The organism is Dolichospermum circinale AWQC310F, from assembly GCF_000426925.1.
In the GTDB taxonomy this organism is placed as follows: domain Bacteria; phylum Cyanobacteriota; class Cyanobacteriia; order Cyanobacteriales; family Nostocaceae; genus Dolichospermum; species Dolichospermum circinale.
The window spans coordinates 1-19,546 of sequence record NZ_APIZ01000318.1 but is presented as its reverse complement, the minus strand read 5'-3'; the positions used below and the strand labels follow the sequence as shown (position 1 = coordinate 19,546).

14 protein-coding genes are annotated in these 19,546 nt (G+C 37.7%); 10 read left to right on the top strand and 4 right to left on the bottom strand.

Going from position 1 to position 19,546, the window contains the following annotated elements:
* Nucleotides 1–324: 324 nt before the first annotated feature.
* From ACIR310F_RS0100065 to ACIR310F_RS0100025, 9 genes are all read left to right on the top strand, one after another.
* Entirely contained in the window at nucleotides 325–912 is a 588-nt protein-coding gene (locus ACIR310F_RS0100065) for a chemotaxis protein CheB (RefSeq protein WP_051289419.1), read from the top strand.
* Nucleotides 913–971: 59 nt separating this feature from the next.
* Nucleotides 972–2,867, top strand: a complete 1,896-nt coding sequence (locus tag ACIR310F_RS0100060) for a CheR family methyltransferase (protein WP_028082065.1) — start codon at nucleotides 972–974, stop codon at nucleotides 2,865–2,867.
* A 244-nt stretch (nucleotides 2,868–3,111) separates the two neighbouring features.
* On the top strand, nucleotides 3,112–4,584 hold the full coding sequence (locus tag ACIR310F_RS20995; protein WP_081677523.1) for a cobyrinate a,c-diamide synthase: 1,473 nt from the start codon (nucleotides 3,112–3,114) through the stop codon (nucleotides 4,582–4,584).
* 72 nt (nucleotides 4,585–4,656) lie between these two features.
* The gene (locus ACIR310F_RS0100050; RefSeq protein WP_231387337.1) at nucleotides 4,657–7,644 is read left to right on the top strand and encodes a UPF0182 family protein; all 2,988 of its coding nucleotides are present in this window, start codon (nucleotides 4,657–4,659) and stop codon (nucleotides 7,642–7,644) included.
* Nucleotides 7,645–7,712: 68 nt separating this feature from the next.
* Nucleotides 7,713–8,033, top strand: a complete 321-nt coding sequence (locus ACIR310F_RS0100045; protein WP_028082063.1) for a muconolactone Delta-isomerase — start codon at nucleotides 7,713–7,715, stop codon at nucleotides 8,031–8,033.
* A gap of 543 nt (nucleotides 8,034–8,576) precedes the next feature.
* Entirely contained in the window at nucleotides 8,577–8,951 is a 375-nt protein-coding gene (locus ACIR310F_RS0100040) for a hypothetical protein (RefSeq protein ID WP_028082062.1), read from the top strand.
* Between the two features lie 621 nt (nucleotides 8,952–9,572).
* Nucleotides 9,573–10,226, top strand: coding sequence for a uracil phosphoribosyltransferase (gene upp / locus ACIR310F_RS0100035; RefSeq protein WP_028082061.1), 654 nt, complete (start codon nucleotides 9,573–9,575; stop codon nucleotides 10,224–10,226).
* A gap of 75 nt (nucleotides 10,227–10,301) precedes the next feature.
* The gene (locus tag ACIR310F_RS0100030; protein WP_028082060.1) at nucleotides 10,302–10,625 is read left to right on the top strand and encodes a ssl2009 family thylakoid membrane protein; all 324 of its coding nucleotides are present in this window, start codon (nucleotides 10,302–10,304) and stop codon (nucleotides 10,623–10,625) included.
* 245 nt (nucleotides 10,626–10,870) lie between these two features.
* Nucleotides 10,871–11,149 (top strand): YggT family protein, encoded by a 279-nt coding sequence (locus ACIR310F_RS0100025; RefSeq protein WP_028082059.1) that lies wholly within the window; start codon nucleotides 10,871–10,873, stop codon nucleotides 11,147–11,149.
* A gap of 92 nt (nucleotides 11,150–11,241) precedes the next feature.
* Here ACIR310F_RS0100025 and ACIR310F_RS0100020 read toward each other — a convergent pair whose 3' ends face one another.
* The 3 genes from ACIR310F_RS0100020 to gatB all read right to left on the bottom strand — a co-directional run bounded on the left by ACIR310F_RS0100020 (nucleotide 11,242) and on the right by gatB (nucleotide 15,148).
* Complete coding sequence (locus ACIR310F_RS0100020; protein WP_028082058.1) at nucleotides 11,242–11,673, bottom strand: hypothetical protein; 432 nt, start codon at nucleotides 11,671–11,673, stop codon at nucleotides 11,242–11,244.
* A gap of 324 nt (nucleotides 11,674–11,997) precedes the next feature.
* Nucleotides 11,998–13,239 carry a bifunctional ornithine acetyltransferase/N-acetylglutamate synthase gene (gene argJ / locus ACIR310F_RS0100015; protein WP_028082057.1) on the bottom strand — a complete coding sequence of 414 codons (1,242 nt, stop codon included), beginning with the start codon at nucleotides 13,237–13,239 and terminating at the stop codon, nucleotides 11,998–12,000.
* Nucleotides 13,240–13,666: 427 nt separating this feature from the next.
* Nucleotides 13,667–15,148, bottom strand: a complete 1,482-nt coding sequence (gatB, locus tag ACIR310F_RS0100010) for an Asp-tRNA(Asn)/Glu-tRNA(Gln) amidotransferase subunit GatB (RefSeq protein ID WP_028082056.1) — start codon at nucleotides 15,146–15,148, stop codon at nucleotides 13,667–13,669.
* Nucleotides 15,149–15,314: 166 nt separating this feature from the next.
* On the opposite strand from gatB, the gene ACIR310F_RS25025 reads away from it, so the two are divergent.
* Nucleotides 15,315–15,500 (top strand): hypothetical protein, encoded by a 186-nt coding sequence (locus ACIR310F_RS25025; protein ID WP_155963544.1) that lies wholly within the window; start codon nucleotides 15,315–15,317, stop codon nucleotides 15,498–15,500.
* Here ACIR310F_RS25025 and ACIR310F_RS20990 read toward each other — a convergent pair.
* A partial coding sequence (locus ACIR310F_RS20990; RefSeq protein ID WP_051289418.1) for a beta strand repeat-containing protein occupies nucleotides 15,447–19,546 on the bottom strand: 4,100 nt, incomplete at its 5' end. The two genes, ACIR310F_RS25025 and ACIR310F_RS20990, sit on opposite strands and share 54 nt — an antisense overlap.

The following is a 19,546-nucleotide window of genomic DNA, read 5'->3' as shown; positions in this document are numbered from 1 at the left end:
GTGATCTCTTTTTGATTTTATCAAGAAAAGATCACTATTCTTTTCTTCTTTACCTCGGAGAATGAAAACGCCCTGCTTAACAAGGGGAGGGTTAGGGAGGGGTCAAAAATATTTGATACATCAATCATAACTTTTCAAACACCCTCTTAACAGGAAACAGTTGAGGAGGTAGATTTATTACCAATTACCAATTACCCGTTACCCATTACTAAGTTCAATTCACACAACGCCAAAAATTTTATCTATCTATAGATAGATAAAATGAATGAGAAATTTTGATACCCTAGAATAGGGGTCGAATATATTCATCTATTCAAAATAAATATGTCAAATCTTCCTAATTTTGATATTGTGGCTGTAGCGGCTTCTGCTGGGGGGTTGACGGCGCTAATTGAGGTCTTGACTGATTTACCGGCGGATTTTAAAGCAGCTATTGTTATCGTTCAACACTTAGATCCTCGTCACCCTTCCCTCATGGCGGAAATTCTCAGTCGTCGCACTGTGTTAAAGGTAATATCGGCTAAGGAAGGAGATACACTTACTCCTGGAACTGTTTATATTGCTCCTCCTGATAATCATTTATTGATTAATGGTGACGGTAAAGTTTCTTTATCTCAGTCGGAAATGGTGCATTTTCTCCGTCCTTCCGCTGATTTATTGTTTGAGTCTGTGGCCGCAAGTTATCAAGCAAGGGCTATTGCAGTTGTATTAACTGGAACTGGTACGGATGGGGCGATGGGCGTGGAAGCAATTAAAAAAATGGGTGGTACGGTGATTGTTGAAGATGCGAAAACTGCTGAATTTCCGGGAATGCCTGCTGCTGCTATTAAAACTGGTAATGTAGATTTTATCCTACCTTTGGCAGAAATTTCCCTGGCCTTACGAACTTTAATCATGTCTGGTACTAGTTGATAAATTTAGATTATTATCAATAACTTACCATCCAAAATAGCTACATCTCTATTGATTCTATGAACCTTCCACATAAAGACATTGATTTTGAAAATCTTCTGCAATATTTAAGAACTAACCGAGGCTTTGATTTCACAGGTTATAAGCGTTCTACTTTAATGCGTCGTGTTACTAAACAAATGCAGTATTTGAACATAGAAAATTTTGCTAATTATCAAGATTATTTAGAAGTTCATCCCGATGAATTTAAAACTTTGTTTAATACTATTTTAATTAATGTAACTGCTTTTTTTCGTGACGCTTTAGCTTGGGAATATTTAGCTAAGGAAATTATTCCCAATATTATTAAAAATAAACAAAAAAACGAACAAGTTAGAATCTGGAGTGCTGGTTGTGCTTCTGGAGAAGAAGCTTATACTTTAGCCATAATCTTAGCGGAAATATTAGGAATTGAAGATTTTCGTCATCGCGTAAAAATCTACGCTACAGATATAGATGAGGATGCTTTAAACCAAGCACGTCAAGCTAGTTATTCGGCCAGAAATATTCACGCTGTCCCATTGGAACTGCGGGATAAATACTTTGATTTAAGCAATGAAAAATATATTTTTCAGCAAGATTTACGTCGTGCTGTTATTTTTGGTCGTCATGATTTACTTCAGGATGCACCAATTTCTCGTTTAGATTTATTGGTTTGTCGTAATACTTTAATGTATTTCAACTCGGAAACCCAAGGACGCATTATCAATCGGTTTCATTTTGCTCTTAATGATCATGGTTATCTGTTTTTAGGAAAAGCAGAAATGCTAATCACTCATACTAATTTATTTACACCTATAAATTTAAAAGATCGTGTATTTGCAAAAGTATCTTCGGGAAATATCCGCAATCGTCAATTAGTAATGACTAATTTACAAAATCAAGAATCAGCTAATATGTCTCAAGAAATTCGAGTTAGAGAATTAGCTTTTGATACAGCATCTAACGCTCAGATTGTGATTAATAATCAGGGAATTTTAATCATGATTAATGAACAAGCTCGGAATTTATTTAATTTAACACTTAAAGATATAAATCGCCCTTTTCAAGATTTAGAATTATCTTATAGACCTCTAGAATTGCGATCGCTCATTGAGCAAGTATATAATGAACGTCATCCAATTACATTAACTAATATTGAACGTTATCAGCCTAATTCAGAAACTCAGTATTTAGATGTGCGGATTATTCCTTTGCAAGATGCTGATCAAACCATTACTGGTGTAACAGTTACCTTTAATGATGTTAGCCGTTATATAAAATTGCAATCAGCATTGCAACGCTCTCGACAAGAATTGGAAACCACTAATGAAGAATTGCAATCCACAAATGAAGAATTGGAGACTACCAATGAAGAATTGCAATCTACAAATGAAGAATTGGAGACTACCAATGAAGAATTGCAATCTACAAATCAAGAAATGGAGATGATAAACGAAGAATTGCAATCTGCTAATGAACAACTGCGAGCAATTAACCAGGAACTTAGTAATCGTACTTATGAACTAGATCAGACTAATACCTTTATGTCTTCCATTTTGAGTTGTCTGCAAATGGGAATGGTTGTAATAGATACTAATTTTAATATTTTAATTTGGAATCATGCGGTTGAAGATATGTGGGGTTTACGTCAAGAGGAAGTAATTAACAAATCTTGGTTTAGTTTAGATATTAGTTTACCTGTAGAACAATTGCGAGTTCCGATTCGTGATATTTTATCTAATAAAAAGAAATTTCAGGAAATATTGATTAATTGTTCTAATCGTCGCGGAAAAAAAATTCGATGTTATATTGCTTTTAGTCCCTTGAACGGCGATAATGTGGAAGGTATTATCATGATGATGACGGATACTGAAAAAATTAATAGTATGATTTCTCCTGCGGAAATTGAACAAAGACAACTAGAAGGAGAATGAAAAAGTTTTCTCTTTTTCTCGTTCCCAGACTCTTCTTGTTCCTAGTCTCCAGACTGGGAATGTCTTGTTAGAGGTTCTACCTCTTGTATTTTAAACTCAGAATATCTAAATCTGCATTCTCATACGGAGCATAAAAAAAAGAATAATCATATTGAATAAATTAATTTTTATCAGTTGTTTGAATTTGATTTGGAATTTTGAATTTGATTTTAAACTTTGAACTTGAACTTTGAATTTGTCATCTATGTCTATAATTATTGCTGGAGAAAGAAGCGGAGTCGGGAAAACAACAGTTACACTTACCCTTTTAGCATCTTTACGTCGTCGTGGTCTGAATATACAATCTTTTAAAGTAGGACCTGATTATATTGACCCTATGTTCCATAAATATGTTACTGGTCTTCCTTGTCGAAATTTAGATCCGGTATTAACTTCAGAAAGTTATGTTCAACAATGCTTTAATTATCATTCTTGCCAAAGTGAATATAATTTAATTGAAGGGGTAATGGGTTTATTTGATGGTATTGGAAATTTATCAGACTTTGCTAGTACCGCACATATTGCTAGATTATTAGACATACCGATAATATTAGTAATTGATTGTAGTCGTTTATCCGGTTCTGTAGCTGCAATTGCTCATGGTTATTCTTCCTTAGATCAAAGAATTAAAATTGCTGGTTTAGTCTTAAATAGAGTAGGAAGTGAACGACATTTATCATTATTAAAAGCATCTCTTGTATGTCTAAAATTACCAATTTTGGGTGTATTAAGAAGACAGGATAATATTACCATTCCTGACCGTCATCTGGGCTTAATTCCCACCGCAGAATTACCAAAATTAGATCAAATAATTGATAGTTTAGCTGATTTAGGAGATATTTATTTTGATTGGGAGCAACTTTTACCGCTTTTAAAATCATCATCTTTATCAAGTTCCAATACCTCACCCTTAATAAAGGGAGAGTTAGGGAGGAGTGTAGTTGATATTCCTAAATCTGAAAGACTTTGTAAAATTGCTGTAGCACGAGATCAAGCTTTTAATTTTTACTATCAAGATAACTTAGATTTATTAGAGAAATTAGGTGCAGAATTAGTATTTTGGAGTCCATTAAATGATGATCAATTACCAAAAGATATCCAAGGAATGTATTTTGGTGGAGGTTTTCCCGAAGTATTTGCATCACAATTAGCTGCAAATGTTAACCTAATTCAAGAAGTGAAAAACGCGATTTTAGGAGGAATACCGACAATTGCAGAATGTGGAGGATTAATGTATTTATGTGAGCAGATTATTGATTTTGATGGTAAAACTTGGCCAATGGTAGGAATATTACCAACTTTAGCGCAAATGGATAAAAAATTAACCTTGGGATATCGTCGCGCAGTAGTTTTAGAAAACACCTTTTTAATTGATATGAACACAAATATTTTTGGACATGAATTTCATCGTTCTCATTTAATAACTAATAACTCAAAACCATTGTTTAATACCTATCGTTATGACTGTGATGAAAATACAGGTTTTGAAGGTTGGGGTTTACCTAATGTCCATGCTTCTTATATTCATCAACACTGGGGAGAAAGTCAAGAGATTCCTAAAAGATTTATTCAAGAATGTTTAAAAAATAAACATTCCCATTTAAGTGAGGTACAAGCAGTAATAAGTGTAGCTTGCTTCCCGAAGGGTACGCAGATAAACTCAGATAAACGCAGATAATTTTGTACTTCATTAGACTGGGAAACGCTATAGTAGAATAAAAATTAGTTTAGTAATCACATTTAATAACCAATGATTAATACTAAGATAATGTTTGGGTTTGGGAAATGGTGGGTTAAAGTTTCTATATTATTCTTGGGGTTGTGGTTATTTTTGAAAATAGCTGCTGATTTAGGTGCGGAATTTTTTTGGTTTCAGGAAGTTGGTTATATAGAAGTATTTTCTCTAAAATTGTTAACTCAAGGAAGTTTATGGCTATTTATTGTCAGTTTGAGTGTTGTTTATTTATGGGGAAATCTAATTTTAGCTGAAAAATTACAATCTAGTCCAAATCATAATTATATTCCAGAGACAGAAATCAAAATTAGTCGAAAATTAACCACTTTTCTCAGTCCTCATTATAACAAAATTGAGCAAAATTTGCCATTAACTAATAATAGCAATCAAATCAAATTGCAATGGTTGTTACCGCTGACATTAGGATTAAGTTTGTTAGTTTGTTTAATATTAGCATATTATGGAGAAATTGCTCTGGCTTATGGAACTGAAAAAGTCAGTGAATCAAATTTATCAGCACCAATTGTATTTAAAATAGAGATGATTTGGGAGTTGGGAAAAAAGATCATTTCTCAACATTGGTATTTAGGAATAGTTGGGGGATTATCTATTGCTTTATTAATTTATAGCAAATTTCTGCTCCGAGCGATCGCAGTGATTTTAAGTTTTAGTTTTGGGGAGATAATTACTGAAAATTGGGGAAAATTTCTGTTATTTTTTCACCCTGTTTCCTTCAACCGTTCTGAACCATTATTCAATCAAGATATAAGTTTTTATATTTTTTATCTTCCGATTTGGGAAATCTTAGAACTTTGGTTAATGGGATTATCTTTATATGGATTGATTAGCGTTATTCTCACTTATTTATTGTCAGCAAATAGCCTCAATCAAGGTATTTTTAGAGGATTTTCTGCACCGCAAAAACGCCATTTATTAGGCTTATCTGGCTGTTTAATGTTAGTAGCTGGTTTAAATTATTGGCTGAATCGTTATCAACTGCTTTATTCTGATAATGGAGTCAGCTATGGTGCTAGTTATACCGATATTAAAGCCCAATTACCAGCAGATACAATATTATATTTTTTATCAATAGCTATAGCTTTTTATTTATTATACTTAACTGGATTTTCGAGAAAACAATCTTCACATCATCCCTGGATAAACTATAGTATATATATTTATCTAACCTTGATAATTACAGGTAACTTCCTTTTACCTATGGCTGTGCAAAATTTCATTGTTGAACCGAATGAATTACAAAGAGAAAAACCTTATATAGAGCGAAATATCGCGCTGACTCGTCAAGCTTTTAATTTAGATATCGTTGATTCTCAAATATTTAACCCCATAGGAAAACTCACAGTAAACGATATTAAAGCCAATGATTTAACAATTAGGAATATTCGTCTTTGGGACCAAGAACCATTATTAAAAACTAACCGTCAATTACAACAAATTCGACCTTATTATCAATTTCCTGATGCTGATATTGATAGATATTTAATCAAAAGTAACCCCAAAAAAGACAATCTAGAAAAACAACAGGTATTAATTGCGGCCAGAGAATTGAATTATGAAAATGTCCCTCCCCAAGCGCAAACATGGGTAAATAAAAATATGATTTATACCCATGGTTATGGTTTTACCATGAGTCCTGTAAATACCGTTGCTGCGGGTGGACTACCAGAGTATTTTGTCAAAGATATTAGTCAGAAAGGGAGCGCGTTAAATACTTCTAGTATAGATATTCGTCAAAGTATTCCCATTGATAAACCCAGAATTTATTATGGAGAAATTACTAATACTCACGTCATGACTGGGACAAAAGTTAAAGAATTAGATTATCCCAGCGGTAGTGATAATGTTTATAATACCTACGATGGATTAGGAGGAATAAATATCAATTCTCTATGGAAAAAATGGCTATTTTCTATATATTTAAAAGATTGGAGAATGATATTTACACAAGATTTTTTACCAGAAACTAAAGTATTATTCCGAAGAAATATTAATCAAAGAATTCACACCATTGCTCCTTTTTTAAAGTTCGATAGTGATCCTTATTTAGTTGTGACTGATGCTTATATAGACAATAAAAATCAACAGTTTCCTGGGAGAGAAAATTATCTTTATTGGATAGTTGATGCTTACACAATCAGCGATCATTATCCTTATTCTGACACAGGTAAAGAGGGGGTCAACTATATTCGTAATTCCGTTAAAGTCGTAATTGACGCTTACAATGGTACAGTGAGATTTTACATTGCTGATTCCTTAGATCCGATCATTACAGCTTGGTCAAAAATATTTCCTCAAATGTTCCAAAATATTAACAATTTACCTGTTAATCTCCATAGTCATTTGCGTTATCCAGTAGATTATTTTAAAATTCAATCAGAACGCTTAATGATCTATCACATGACAGATCCTCAAGTGTTTTATAATAGAGAAGATCAATGGCAAATTCCCAATGAAATCTATGGAAGTGAAACCCGTCAAGTTGAACCTTATTATTTAATTACCAGTCTCCCCAATCTTCCCTTTGAAGAATTTATTTTATTACTTCCTTACACACCCAAACAACGGACAAATTTAATTGCTTGGTTAGCAGCACGTTCCGATGGTGAAAATTACGGTAAGTTACTATTATATAACTTTCCCAAAGAACGCTTAATTTATGGACAGGAACAAATTGAAGCGAGAATTAATCAAGATCCGGTTATTTCCCAACAAATTTCTCTCTGGAATCAACAAGGTTCTAGGGTAATTCAAGGTAATCTTTTAGTAATTCCCATTGAACAATCTTTATTATATGTTGAACCAATTTATTTAGAAGCTACACAGAATAGTTTACCCACTTTAGTCAGAGTAATTGTAGCCTATGAAAACCGCATCGTTATGGCACAAACTTTAGAACAAGCACTATCAGGAATCTTTCAACCAGAACTACCACCTCCACCCCCTATTATTCGTCCCGTTAAAGAAGAAATTACCCCAGGTTAAACTCAGAATTACATCCATTTTAGTTTAAACTATTAAAGTCCCCACAAAAAAGGGTTGAAACGGTAAATATGCTCTACCATTTGGATTTTCAGGTTGAATACCCCGATAACATGAGCCAACAAGAATTGTTTGCTATATGGAGTGAAGAAGCAGAAACAGCACTCCAAGCTAAACAAGCTGGAGTAATAGTTGATTTATGGAAATGTGTTGGTACTCGTCGTGTAATTGCGATTGTTGATGTTCCTAGTCCAGATACATTAGATCAAATTCTTCTAGATTTACCTATCATCAAAAAAAATGGACAAAAAGTGCAGGTAGAAGTCACTCCTTTGAGGAAATATGAAGACTTTGCTGCTGATATTAAAGCTAGATTAGATCACAGGGAATAGGTAAGTATTGCTGACCTTAGACATGATCTGAAAATTAAATATGCGTTTTCTAGTAGAGATGTTCCATGAAATGTCTCTACTATTCTCTACTATTTTTACCGGAGATGTCTAATAATTGTATCCAGCGGTTAATTAATCTGGAAATTTATATACTTCCATCAAAAAAAATCCGGTTTGAAACTCGACAGTGTTAACAACTACAACTCCGGGTATATATTGAAATTATAAAAATCAAAACTATTAACAGAGATAACTAAACTTTTCTTTTGCTAAACCTATAATTGAAGGTTAAGTTTCACTCATGTCTAGATCAATCACTCGGTTAAAATCAAAACTCAGTTGATATTAGTTGATACTTGATTTTTGTTTGATTTAAATTTTGTTGATTATTAATTATTTGCAAATATGCTGGAAATCAGAGGTTTCATAATCAACAATTAGTCACAATTAAAACACAATTGAAACAGACTTGATCTTGGGGAGGTTACAAAACTGGTTCTGTGATTTTTGTCAAAGCCATTATAGCTCAATGGGGGAAATAAGATGTATATAAAGCAGGTATTGGAAAATAAACTTGCTCCAAATGCAGTTGAACAAGAAAAAATACAAGTTCAAGTACAATATCACAATATCCAAATACCAGATTTAGCACTATCTTTAGCTCCTCTGGGATTTATTTTTATTTGGGCTATTTTTCTCCTACTTTTTCATAAAATACGCAGTTTTACTGATGATAAAATGTACTTAAATAATAAGATATTACAAAAAGTTCCCTGTAAAAAATGTCAATTTTTTGCCAATAACCACTATTTAAAATGTGCTGTCAAACCTGATACTGTTCTCACGGAAAAAGCCATGAATTGTGCTGAATACGCACCTAAAAAGGTCAGCTTCCCTCCTAAAAACTTATTTCACTAATATTTCACTAAAATTACCAGAATTACCCTCCTTTTCCTGCTCAAGAGTCAGGAGAGGGTGGGGTATTTTTGTATCTGAAGAACTTGAAATTTACTGTGAAAGTTATTTTGATTAATTGCTAAAAAATTCAGTCATATTTAGGGATAAGCAATATAAAAGATACACATAAATAACAATTTACGAGGATATTTACATAGGGATTATAGCCGAAAAAAACGAGGAAAAGCTTGCTATTGCTTACTTTTCCCGTCTGCCGATCCTTTATAGAGAGAACACCTGATCACAATATAGCCTTAATTAAGAATATTTGTCAAGTAGTAATAAAAATATTTCTCAATAAAGTCTGACCTCACATCTTGCACCTAGACCCGGTTGAACTGCTCAGTGGCCAGGTAGGTTTCAAATTCTGATATTGGACTAGCCCGCGTAGTGTTAAATAGCAGTATGATAGTTTTCTAGAGACTTGCAAATAAAAATATCCCAAAATTTCTTGTGGTGCAGGCCGAAAAGCCTGCTAATAATAAAAGGACGGGCAAGATGCCCATCCCACAAGATTGGAGCATCTTTTTTTTGTGGAGTTATCTTAGTTCTTAATATAATAACGGGCCGCCTTTTTTCCTTATGACGCAACAACAACTGCGTATTTATGTCCCACCTCACCCCTTAATTCAGCACTGGTTGGGAGTTGCCCGTGATGTAGCTACGCCATCGGTATTATTTCGTTCTGCTATCACTGAGTTGGGCAGGTGGCTAACTTATGAAGCTACTAGGGAATGGTTGCCCACCCAAGAAACAATGGTCCACAGTCCCCTAGCTGCCTGTCCAGCCACTTTTATTGACTCTCGCATACCTGTGGCTGTTGTGCCGATTTTGCGGGCTGGTTTGGGCTTATTGGAGGGATCTGCTGGTGTACTACCTTTGGCTTCAATTTATCATTTTGGTTTAGTACGCAATGAAGAAACCCTAGAACCTACTTGTTATTTGAATAAACTCCCCGAAAAATTTGACCCGGAAACCAGGGTATTAATTACCGAACCAATGTTAGCTACAGGAGGTTCTATAATGGCAGTAATGGCGGAATTAACCCAAAGAGGTGTTGATTCCTCTTTAACTCGGATTGTTTCTGTGGTTGCTGCACCTGTGGCTTTACAAAAGTTGGCTGCTGTCTATCCCGGTTTAACCATTTACACCGCTACTATTGACGAAACGGTTAATGATCAGGGGTATATTGTACCAGGATTGGGAGATGCGGGCGATCGCATTTTTGGGACTTAAGCTAGGGTGCAGCTAAGGCTGGAAAATAGCTAAGGTATTTTCAAAGTTGCTTATTTTCTAAAAGGCGGTAAAAATATGAGTCAGCAAGATGGTTTTGGTAGTGGTTTTCTCCTGGGAACATTAATTGGTGGTGTGGTTGGGGGTGTTTTGGGTGCGGTGATTACTTCCAGATTAGACTCAACAGCAAACTCAGAAGAGGATAATGGCCTAACTATTGGCGACAATAATGAACCAGGGGCAAATAGAAAAAGACGAATGCGGGCTTCAGCTAATGAAAATTTAGAAATAGAGGCTACCAGGCGATCGCTCGAAGATAAAATCGCCCAACTTAATGCCACAATTGATGATGTGCGGCAGCAATTGGGAAATGTCAAGGGTATTAATATTGGCAATCAATAACTCAGTGTCAGAATCAGGATGTCTGAGATTAAAGGATGAACAGGGTGAAGACAGATATTGTATCAGAAATTACTCATTACCAATTACCAATTACCCATTACCCATTACCAGTCTCCACTAGATAACTAGCAACTTAAATTAGTAGTTATATTGTATATTGATTACAAGCGACACAATATGACTTGCACTAAATTAAAATCAATCATGAATCTATGTTTGACATTTAACAGGAAAGTCACCCGGCCATGAATTTACTCATTACAACCCTAGCCACTTTTGTCACCTTTTACAGCTATTTGCTGATTATTCGGGTCTTACTAACTTGGTTTCCCACTGTTGACTGGTCTAGTCAACCGTTTGCGGCTTTAAGTCAAATTAGTGACCCATATTTAAATCTATTTCGCTCCATCATTCCCCCTTTGGGTGGTATGGATTTCTCCCCTTTCCTAGCATTTCTGGCCTTGAACATAGTTGGTGATCTTCTGAATAATTTAGCCCGTTTTACTTTAGTAACAGGGTTTTAAGTCACAGGTCACTTACTTAAAATGGTGAGGGTTATAAATTACCCTCACACAGTATATAAACAGTATATAAAATATATCCCAATATCCAAAAATTACCTTCTAACTTTACCGCTGAAGCCAGCCGCTTTAAACTGTTTCAATTTCAATGGTAAAGGTTGATTACTAGGTACAGAAATTCTCAATTCAAAATCACTGACTCCTGGGGGAACTTCAGCTATGCCACCTAAACGAGTACGATTTTGTAAGATAGGATCATTATTTCTATCATAAATACGCCCAAAAATATCCGCATCATAGACAGTTTTATTTGTGCTGTTGTTAGCTTTACCTGTGACTATAAAACAAGTAGCAGAATTTGAACCGCTACTAGTTACCACTCCAGTCGCTAGTTCTAAAGGACAATCATGGTAGGAAATATCAGATAATTTAATCTGTGTTAAAGCTAAAGCGGTGGGAGTCCCTATCCAGGAAAGTAACCCCATAAAACCAGCAATAATAATGAAGTGAATCGAGTGTAACCGCATAAAATACACCAGTGAAAATTTCTTAAATAGGGCTTGCTGAATAAGTTGTTTGTGAGGGAAGGGAACAGGGAACAGGGAACAGGGAACAGTTTTAACTGTTTTAACTGTTTGGATATCCTCAATTACCTTACAAGACTAACTACAAACCGCACCTGGTCGGTTTCTATCATCTATCATCAGTATGTTTTTGTTATTTAAACCTAATTCTAGACTAATTTCAGGTGCGAGCAAGAGCGGGATTTGAGTAATTGATATCATATTATCACTTGTAGTCAGGACTTTAGTCCTGTGTTCGAGATACTAGGAGCTAAAGCCACGATTTTTCTAAGTTGTATACTCAGCGTTAATCCTCACATAATCATAACTCAAATCACAACCCCAGGCTTTACCCGTACCATGACCATGTCCCACACCAACGGAAATTAACACCGTATCTGACTGTAGATACTCACCATGAACCGCTGCTTTTAGATATGCACTAGCTGCGGCCTTATCAAAAGCTAAAGGTTGACCATTTTCAAAGAGTAAAATATCCCCTAATTTAATAGAGAGGTTGTCTTGTTCAAAAGGTACACCAGACCGCCCCGCAGCCGCCGCTATCCGTCCCCAATTAGGATCATGACCAAAAATGGCCGCCTTCACTAAAGACGAGCCAACAATGGTTTTTGCGATTTGTCGGGCTGATAATTCATCATAAGCGCCTGTAACCTGTACCTCTATTAAACAAGTTGCACCTTCTCCATCACGGGCGATCGCTTTAGCTAAATATTGACAGACATAAGTTAACATAGCTTCTAACTTCTCCGCTTCTGCACCCATTTCCGTAATTGCGGGAGTGCGAGATTCACCATTTGCTAAAGCGATTAAACAATCATTTGTACTCGTATCACCATCAACTGTGATAGAATTAAAACTTCTATCTGCTGCTCTAGTTAACATTTGTTGCCAAAGTGTAGAAGATACCGCAGCATCACAGGTAACAAAAGCTAACATTGTCGCCATATTGGGGTGAATCATTCCCGAACCCTTAGCAATACCACCGATACGCACTGGACGATCATGTATAATAGTTTCTAATGCAATAGATTTTGTCACTAAATCTGTGGTAATAATTGCGCCTGCGGCTGCATCCGAACCTGTGTCCGAAAGCGCTGCAACTACCCTGGGTATACCATCCCGCAGGATATCCATTTTAATTCTTTGACCAATTACACCCGTAGAAGCTAATAAAATAGATTCCGGGTTAATATTTAATTCCTTAGCTAACAACTCAGCACTTTCTTGAGCGTCCTTAACTCCTTGTTCACCGGTTGCAGCGTTAGCTTGTCCCGCATTACAAAGGATAGCTCTAACACTGTGTTTGCCTTGTAACACTTGCCGACAATAATCTACACAAGCTGCTTTGACATAGCTAGTAGTAAATACACCTGCGGCGATCGCTTCCACATCTGATACAATCAAAGCTAAATCTGGTAATCCCGAAGCCTTTAGTCCTGCTGTAATTCCCGCTGCTTTATATCCTCGTGCTGCTGTCACACCACCCGGAATTATTTGCCAATTTGCCATAATTTTGTCCACAATTATTATATTGCCTTTGTTATTAAAATACATTCTGCTGCTAGTTTGATATCAGCGTCCAGTATTTATGTCTACAGGTAATTTTATCCGTTGATGACAATTTTTTTCTCAAAAAATTTCCAACCAACAGACCACAAACCGACCCTAAAGACCATAAGTAATCACAAATTACGAAATCAATCAAATCATTTATATTGATCTGCGTTTATCTGCGTTTATCTGCGTTTAATTATCCTCAAAAATAAAAGAGAGCCATTTAATGGCTCTCTAAAATCATCAGGGTGCATCTACCTAGCACATTATATAATTCTAGCGCCAAGGGGTTTAACCCCTTTTTTTATTTTAGCGATAAAAAGAGAGCTAAATTAGCTCTCCCAATCATCAAGTTGCGTCTTGTTATCAGATAATAATTACCCTACATTGGATTATTGAGTTTTTCTTCTACTAATTGATTAGTCAGTTTCGGTTCTGCGCGTTTATCGGTTTTTTTCAGGACTTGTCCCACGAAAAAGCCTTTCAGGTTGGTATTACCTTTGCGGTATTTTTCTACCTGTTGAGCGTTAGTAGCAATGATTTCATCAATAATGGGTTCAAGAATAGTACGATCTGAGATCAGTTCTTGACCAGCAAAAGCCGTTTCTGGAGAAACACCATTTAATAAATCTGTGAGTTTTTCCTTAGCTTGGGCGTTACTGATTTTACCATTTTCAATGCGGGTAATTACATCAGCCAAATTAGTAGCAGTCAGTTTAATTTCTGATATAGTCAGTTTTTGTTTATTCAAGTAAGCCGCAATATCCTGAGTAATCCAATTAGCTGCGGCCTTGGGATTTGCACCTAAAGCGATCGCCTTTTCAAAATAATCTGCGACTGGCTTATCCTCAGTTAAAACTCTGGTATCATAAGCTGAAAGTCCCAACTGATTCTCATAATCATGGCGTTTTTGGGCAGGTAGTTGGGGTAATTCATTTAACCATGTATCTAATTCTGTTTGAGTAACTTCAATGGGTGCTAAATCTGGTTCAGGGAAGTAACGATAATCACTAGAACCCTCCTTAACTCGCATACTGCTGGTGCGTTGTGAACCTTCTTCCCAGAGACGAGTTTCTTGAATAATTTTCTCTCCTGATTCAATAGCGGCTATTTGACGCTCAATTTCATAATCAATCGCTTTTTGAATCGCACTAAAGGAGTTCATATTCTTAATCTCTACTTTAGTACCAAATTTCTCTTGTCCCACAGGACGCACAGAAATATTCACATCACAGCGCAGAGAACCTTCCTGCATATTACCATCACTAACACCAAGATAACGGACAATGCGCCGTAATTCTTGGGCATATTCAGCCGCTTCTTGTCCCGTGCGCAAATCCGGTTCAGAAACAATTTCCACCAAAGGAACACCAGCGCGGTTATAATCTACAAGAGAGTAGGTAGAACCAGAAAGCCTTTCACTCCCTGCGTGAACAAGCTTACCCGCGTCCTCTTCCATGTGTAAGCGGGTGATACCAATGCGTTTACGTTTGGGGTTTCCCGTATCATCTAGCAATTCAATTTCTATCCAACCATGTTCAGCTATGGGTAAATCATATTGGGAAATTTGGTAATTTTTAGGTAAATCAGGATAAAAATATTGTTTGCGGTCAAATTTACTATACCGAGCGATTTGACAATTCAAAGCCAAACCGGTTTTAACAGCGTATTCAAGAACCTTAGCGTTAAGTACAGGTAAAACACCAGGTAAACCCATGCAAACTGGGTCAATGTTAGTATTAGGGTCAGCGCCAAAAGCAGTAGAACTGCTGGAGAAAATTTTAGTATTGGTGCTGAGTTGACAATGGGTTTCTAAGCCAATAATTGCTTCATATTCAGTTTTAACTGGTGTGGCTGTAGTCATATCCAAATTTTACAGTTTTTACTCTTTGGTACTATTTTAGCGGTTTTGTTTAGCGGTTTTGTGCCAACATGAATAGGATTTACGCCGCATATCCCATATTTTGCACTTCATTTGGTAATATAGCTTGAATTTTGCTATAAGTAGGTTGGCGTTAAAAATTGTCGTTATGACAAGGGAACAGGGAACAGGGAACAGGGAACAGGTTTTGGGTAACTTTACTTTTCGTTACTTATGTCGGTTTTTTTCCGTTTACCTACTTATATTGGGACACAGCATTGCTGTATCCCAAATCAGGAAACTAAGCAATCAAAATAAAATCGCTACTAGCAAGGGTAATATCAAGATTCCCTAAACGAGCAAACTCAAACACCGTTCCTGTACCCAAAATATTACCATCCTGATTATAAAATAAACTACCGGTGCTTTGACTATAAACAATCCGGGCATTACTAGCGTTGACCAATTCATCATCATCAACAACTGCGAAATCAGTTAGAGACTGTCCTAAAGTGTTAGTAATGGCATTGAAAGTTCCCAGACTGAGAGCAATTTTGTCCTGTCCGGCATCAAACTGAGTAATATAATCAACACCTAAACTGCTGCTAAATACCCCATTACCTTGGAAGCGATATTGATCATTACCGAGTCCTCCGGTGAGAATATCATCACCGAGTCCTCCCCACAAAATGTCATCTCCTGCTAGTCCTTGCAGTTGGTCATTACCACTACCGCCATTTAAGGTATTATTTAGAGTATTACCCGTAAGACGGTCATTTCCTGTACCACCTGTGGCATTTTCAATCACATTATTAGCAGAGAGAATCAGTTTAAGATTACTATTAACCGTTTGTGAAGTTGCAACACCCAAATTCACATTTACAGCAGCAGTCGTCCCAGTAAAGTCAAGATTATCAATACCCCCTGTGGTCGTTTCCGTAATTGTGTCCGTTCCCAAAGCTGTATTTGCTAGGAAACGATAAGTATCATTTCCATCAAGACCGGTCAGGGTATTGTTGGCACTATTACCTTGGAAAACGTTATTATTGGCATTACCTGTACCATTGATAGCTGCTGTTCCGGTTAAAGTCAAGTTTTCCACACCACTGGGCAGAGTAGTAGTCACAGAAGCACTGAGAATATCGGTGATAGTTGTGGTAGCCGTTCTGGCAGCACCAGGGGTAGCATTGGTGGCGGTAGTCAAGTTGAGAGTAAAGGTTTCGTTGGCTTCATTCAGAGAATCATTGAGAATGGGAATATTGATCACTTGACTGGTAACACCAGGGTTAAAGGTGAGAGTTCCGCTGGTGCTGGTATAGTCTGATCCTGCTATGGCTGTACCGTTAGCAGTGGCATATTGGACGGTAATAGCTTGAGTGCTGGCGTTGGAGAGAGTAACAGTATAGATGACATTTTGAGGATTGGTATTACCTTCAACTATAGTCTGGTTGGCACTGAAGTTAATGGTAGGTTGGAGGTCATTATCAGTAATATTAACCGTTGCTGCTGTGTTAGTTGTGCTAACGGTATACCCTGTACCTGTGGCTAAAGTGAGAATAGCGGTTTCCGTGGCTTCAAAAATCGTGTCATCTGTGGGTGTTACTGTGACAATTGCCGTGCTACTCCCTGCTGCAAAGGTGACGCTAGTTGGTAAGCTGGTGTAGTCAGTGCCGTTTGTAGCTGTTCCAGTTAAGGTATAATTCACTGTTACAGCTTGATTGATATTTCCTCCCAACCTTGTCAGGGTGAACTGTCCTGGATTAGCAGCTATACCTGTAGCAGTTTCTGCCGCACTAGCATCAGTAGCCGCAACGGAAATAACCGGAAGCGCGGAAGAGTCATCATTGGTAATTGTGCCTGTCACCGCTGCTGGTGTGTCAATGGTGTAACCTGGAGCAGTTGCTAAAGTTAAAACAACGGTTTCATCAGTTTCAACGGTGGTATCTGCGGTGGGGTCAACAGTTAAGGTCGCGGTACTGCTTCCCGCTGAAAAGGTAATAGTTCCAGTAGTTGCAGTAAAACTGTCTGCACCTGTTTGGGTATAGTCGGTATTGAAAGTAGCGTTGCCACCTACGCCATAATTTACCGTTAAAGCATTAGCTGTAGTTCCTGTGCGGGTGAAGGTGTAAACCAAATTGGTCGGTCCATCTTCGACCACACTAGCAGGAGATACAGCTAGACTAATACTGGGTAAATCATTATCAGCAATATTGACTACTGCACTGGTTGTGACATCCAGAGCGTAACCTGTACCTGTGATTAAGGTGAGAATAGCGGTTTCTGTGCCTTCAAAAATATTGTCGTCTGTAGGTGTAACAGTGACAATGGCGGTGCTATCACCTACTGCAAAGTTGACAGTTCCCGGTAGACTACTATAGTCAGTGGCGTTGGTAGCAGAACCGCTTAAAGTATAGTTGACTGTAATAGGTTGAGTTAAATCACCTGTCCGAGTTAAAGTGAACGTACCAGGATTAGGAGTAACACCTGTAGCAGTTTCCCCAGCATTGCTATCGGTAGCCGCAAGGGTAATAATTGGCAGATCATCATTGGTAATAGTTCCCACACCTTGAGCTTTGGTAATCGTTGCGTTAGTTGCATTGCTCAGATTAACGGTAAAGGTTTCGGGGTTTTCGCTCTTGATATCACCAACAACCGCAACGTTGACAGTTTTACTGGTTTCTCCAGGGGCAAAGGTGACAGTGAACGTGGCCGCGTTATAGTCTAAATCAGCGGTGGTAGCTGTGCCGTCGGCGGTAGCGTAGTTAACTGTTATAGGTTGGCTGCTGGGGTGAGAGAGGGTAAGGGTGAAGGTGGCATTAGTAGTACCGCTATTACCTTCCGTGACGCTGACATCGTTAATACTAATACTGGGTTGGGGATCATTGTCAGTAATATTAACGGTGGCACTGGTAGTAGTTCCCAAAATATAGCCTGCACCTGTGGCTAGGGTGAGAATAGCGGTTTCTGTGCCTTCAAAGATGTTATCGTCTGTAGGTGTGACGGTGACAGTAGCGCTGCTCACACCTGCTGCAAAGTTGACAGTTCCCGGTAGACTACTATAGTCAGCACCGTTGGTAGCGATTCCGCTGAGGGTGTAGTTGACTGTAATCGCTTGAGTTAAATCACCAGTCCGAGTTAAGGTGAAAGTACCAGGATTGGGAGTAATTCCTGTAGCAGTTTCCCCAGCATCGCTATCAGTAGCTGCAACGGAAATAATTGGCAAATCATCATTGGTAATAGTTCCCGTCACCGCAGTGGTTGTGCTAATGGTGTAACCGTCACCAGCAGTTAAGTTCAAAAGAACAGTTTCATCACCTTCAACAATGTTATCTGCTGTGGGGTCAATGGTTAAAGTGGCTGTAGTTGCACCCGCAGCAAAGGTAATGGTTTTACCTGTTCCTGGTGTTGCTCCTGTGTAATCGCTACTATCTGCTGTACCAGTGATGTCATAGTTGACGGTTAGGGCGGTGGCTGTGTATCCGGTACGAGTGAAAGTGTAAATGAGGTTGGTTGTACCGTCTTCTAAGACGCTACTGGGTGATACTGCTAGGGTAATGGTAGCATCATCATTAGCAATAGTTCCCGTCACTGCTCCTGTTGTCCCAACGGTGTAACCTGTTCCTGTAGCTAAAGTTAAGGCTACAGTTTCATCACTTTCAACAATTGTATCGGCTGTGGGGTCTATGGTTAAAGTGGCTGTACTTGCACCCGCAGCAAAAGTGATGGTTTTTCCTGTTCCTGGTGTTGCTCCTGTATAGTCGCTACTGTCGGCTGTGCCAGTGATACCATAGTTGACTGTTAAGGCACTGGTTGTGCTTCCTGTACGAGTGAAAGTGTAAATTAGGTTGGCTGTACCGTCTTCACTAACGCTAGTGGGAGATACTGCTAGGGTAATGGTGGGAAGAGTCACATTGGAAACATAGCTAAAATAAGTTCCTGTGAGACTCAAACCTGTTTGATTTCGGACTATACCAATGAGTTCATCTAGTTCTGTTCCGGGTTTATTGATTAATATTTGAGTGTCTACACCGACAACAGCCAGGAGGTAATTACTGCTTGTTCCTTGCAGTTGAATAATATCTCCGATGTTGAAGTCGGTAATGTCGGCATAGTCGTTACTACCATTAGTTAGAGTATTACCATCATCATAATAAACCTTGGTAGCATTTCCTAATATAAAGCGATCGCTTCCTGTTCCACCTGTGAGGCTATCTATTTCTCCTAGTCCGGGAGTAAGACTTGCTCCATTAACACCATCAATAATATCATTGCCACCACCCGCATTAATAGTGTCATTACCAGCACCCCCATTAATGGTGTCATTGCCACTGGCAGTAGTGATAGAGTCATTACTACTTGTACCAGTAATCTGAAACCGATTTATCCCAGAGAAATCAACTC

What these genes read in the sequence shown, in the direction of transcription:
- argJ (WP_028082057.1), bottom strand. Translation starts at nt 13,239, where the DNA reads ATGGCAAATTGGCAAATAATTCCGGGTGGTGTGACAGCAGCACGAGGA.
- ACIR310F_RS0100020 (WP_028082058.1), bottom strand. Translation starts at nt 11,673, where the DNA reads ATGCGGTTACACTCGATTCACTTCATTATTATTGCTGGTTTTATGGGG.
- ACIR310F_RS0100065 (WP_051289419.1), top strand. Translation starts at nt 325, where the DNA reads ATGTCAAATCTTCCTAATTTTGATATTGTGGCTGTAGCGGCTTCTGCT.
- ACIR310F_RS0100025 (WP_028082059.1), top strand. Translation starts at nt 10,871, where the DNA reads ATGAATTTACTCATTACAACCCTAGCCACTTTTGTCACCTTTTACAGC.
- ACIR310F_RS0100030 (WP_028082060.1), top strand. Translation starts at nt 10,302, where the DNA reads ATGAGTCAGCAAGATGGTTTTGGTAGTGGTTTTCTCCTGGGAACATTA.
- ACIR310F_RS20995 (WP_081677523.1), top strand. Translation starts at nt 3,112, where the DNA reads ATGTCTATAATTATTGCTGGAGAAAGAAGCGGAGTCGGGAAAACAACA.
- ACIR310F_RS0100050 (WP_231387337.1), top strand. Translation starts at nt 4,657, where the DNA reads ATGATTAATACTAAGATAATGTTTGGGTTTGGGAAATGGTGGGTTAAA.
- upp (WP_028082061.1), top strand. Translation starts at nt 9,573, where the DNA reads ATGACGCAACAACAACTGCGTATTTATGTCCCACCTCACCCCTTAATT.
- ACIR310F_RS0100060 (WP_028082065.1), top strand. Translation starts at nt 972, where the DNA reads ATGAACCTTCCACATAAAGACATTGATTTTGAAAATCTTCTGCAATAT.
- gatB (WP_028082056.1), bottom strand. Translation starts at nt 15,148, where the DNA reads ATGACTACAGCCACACCAGTTAAAACTGAATATGAAGCAATTATTGGC.
- ACIR310F_RS0100040 (WP_028082062.1), top strand. Translation starts at nt 8,577, where the DNA reads ATGTATATAAAGCAGGTATTGGAAAATAAACTTGCTCCAAATGCAGTT.
- ACIR310F_RS25025 (WP_155963544.1), top strand. Translation starts at nt 15,315, where the DNA reads ATGACAAGGGAACAGGGAACAGGGAACAGGGAACAGGTTTTGGGTAAC.
- ACIR310F_RS0100045 (WP_028082063.1), top strand. Translation starts at nt 7,713, where the DNA reads ATGCTCTACCATTTGGATTTTCAGGTTGAATACCCCGATAACATGAGC.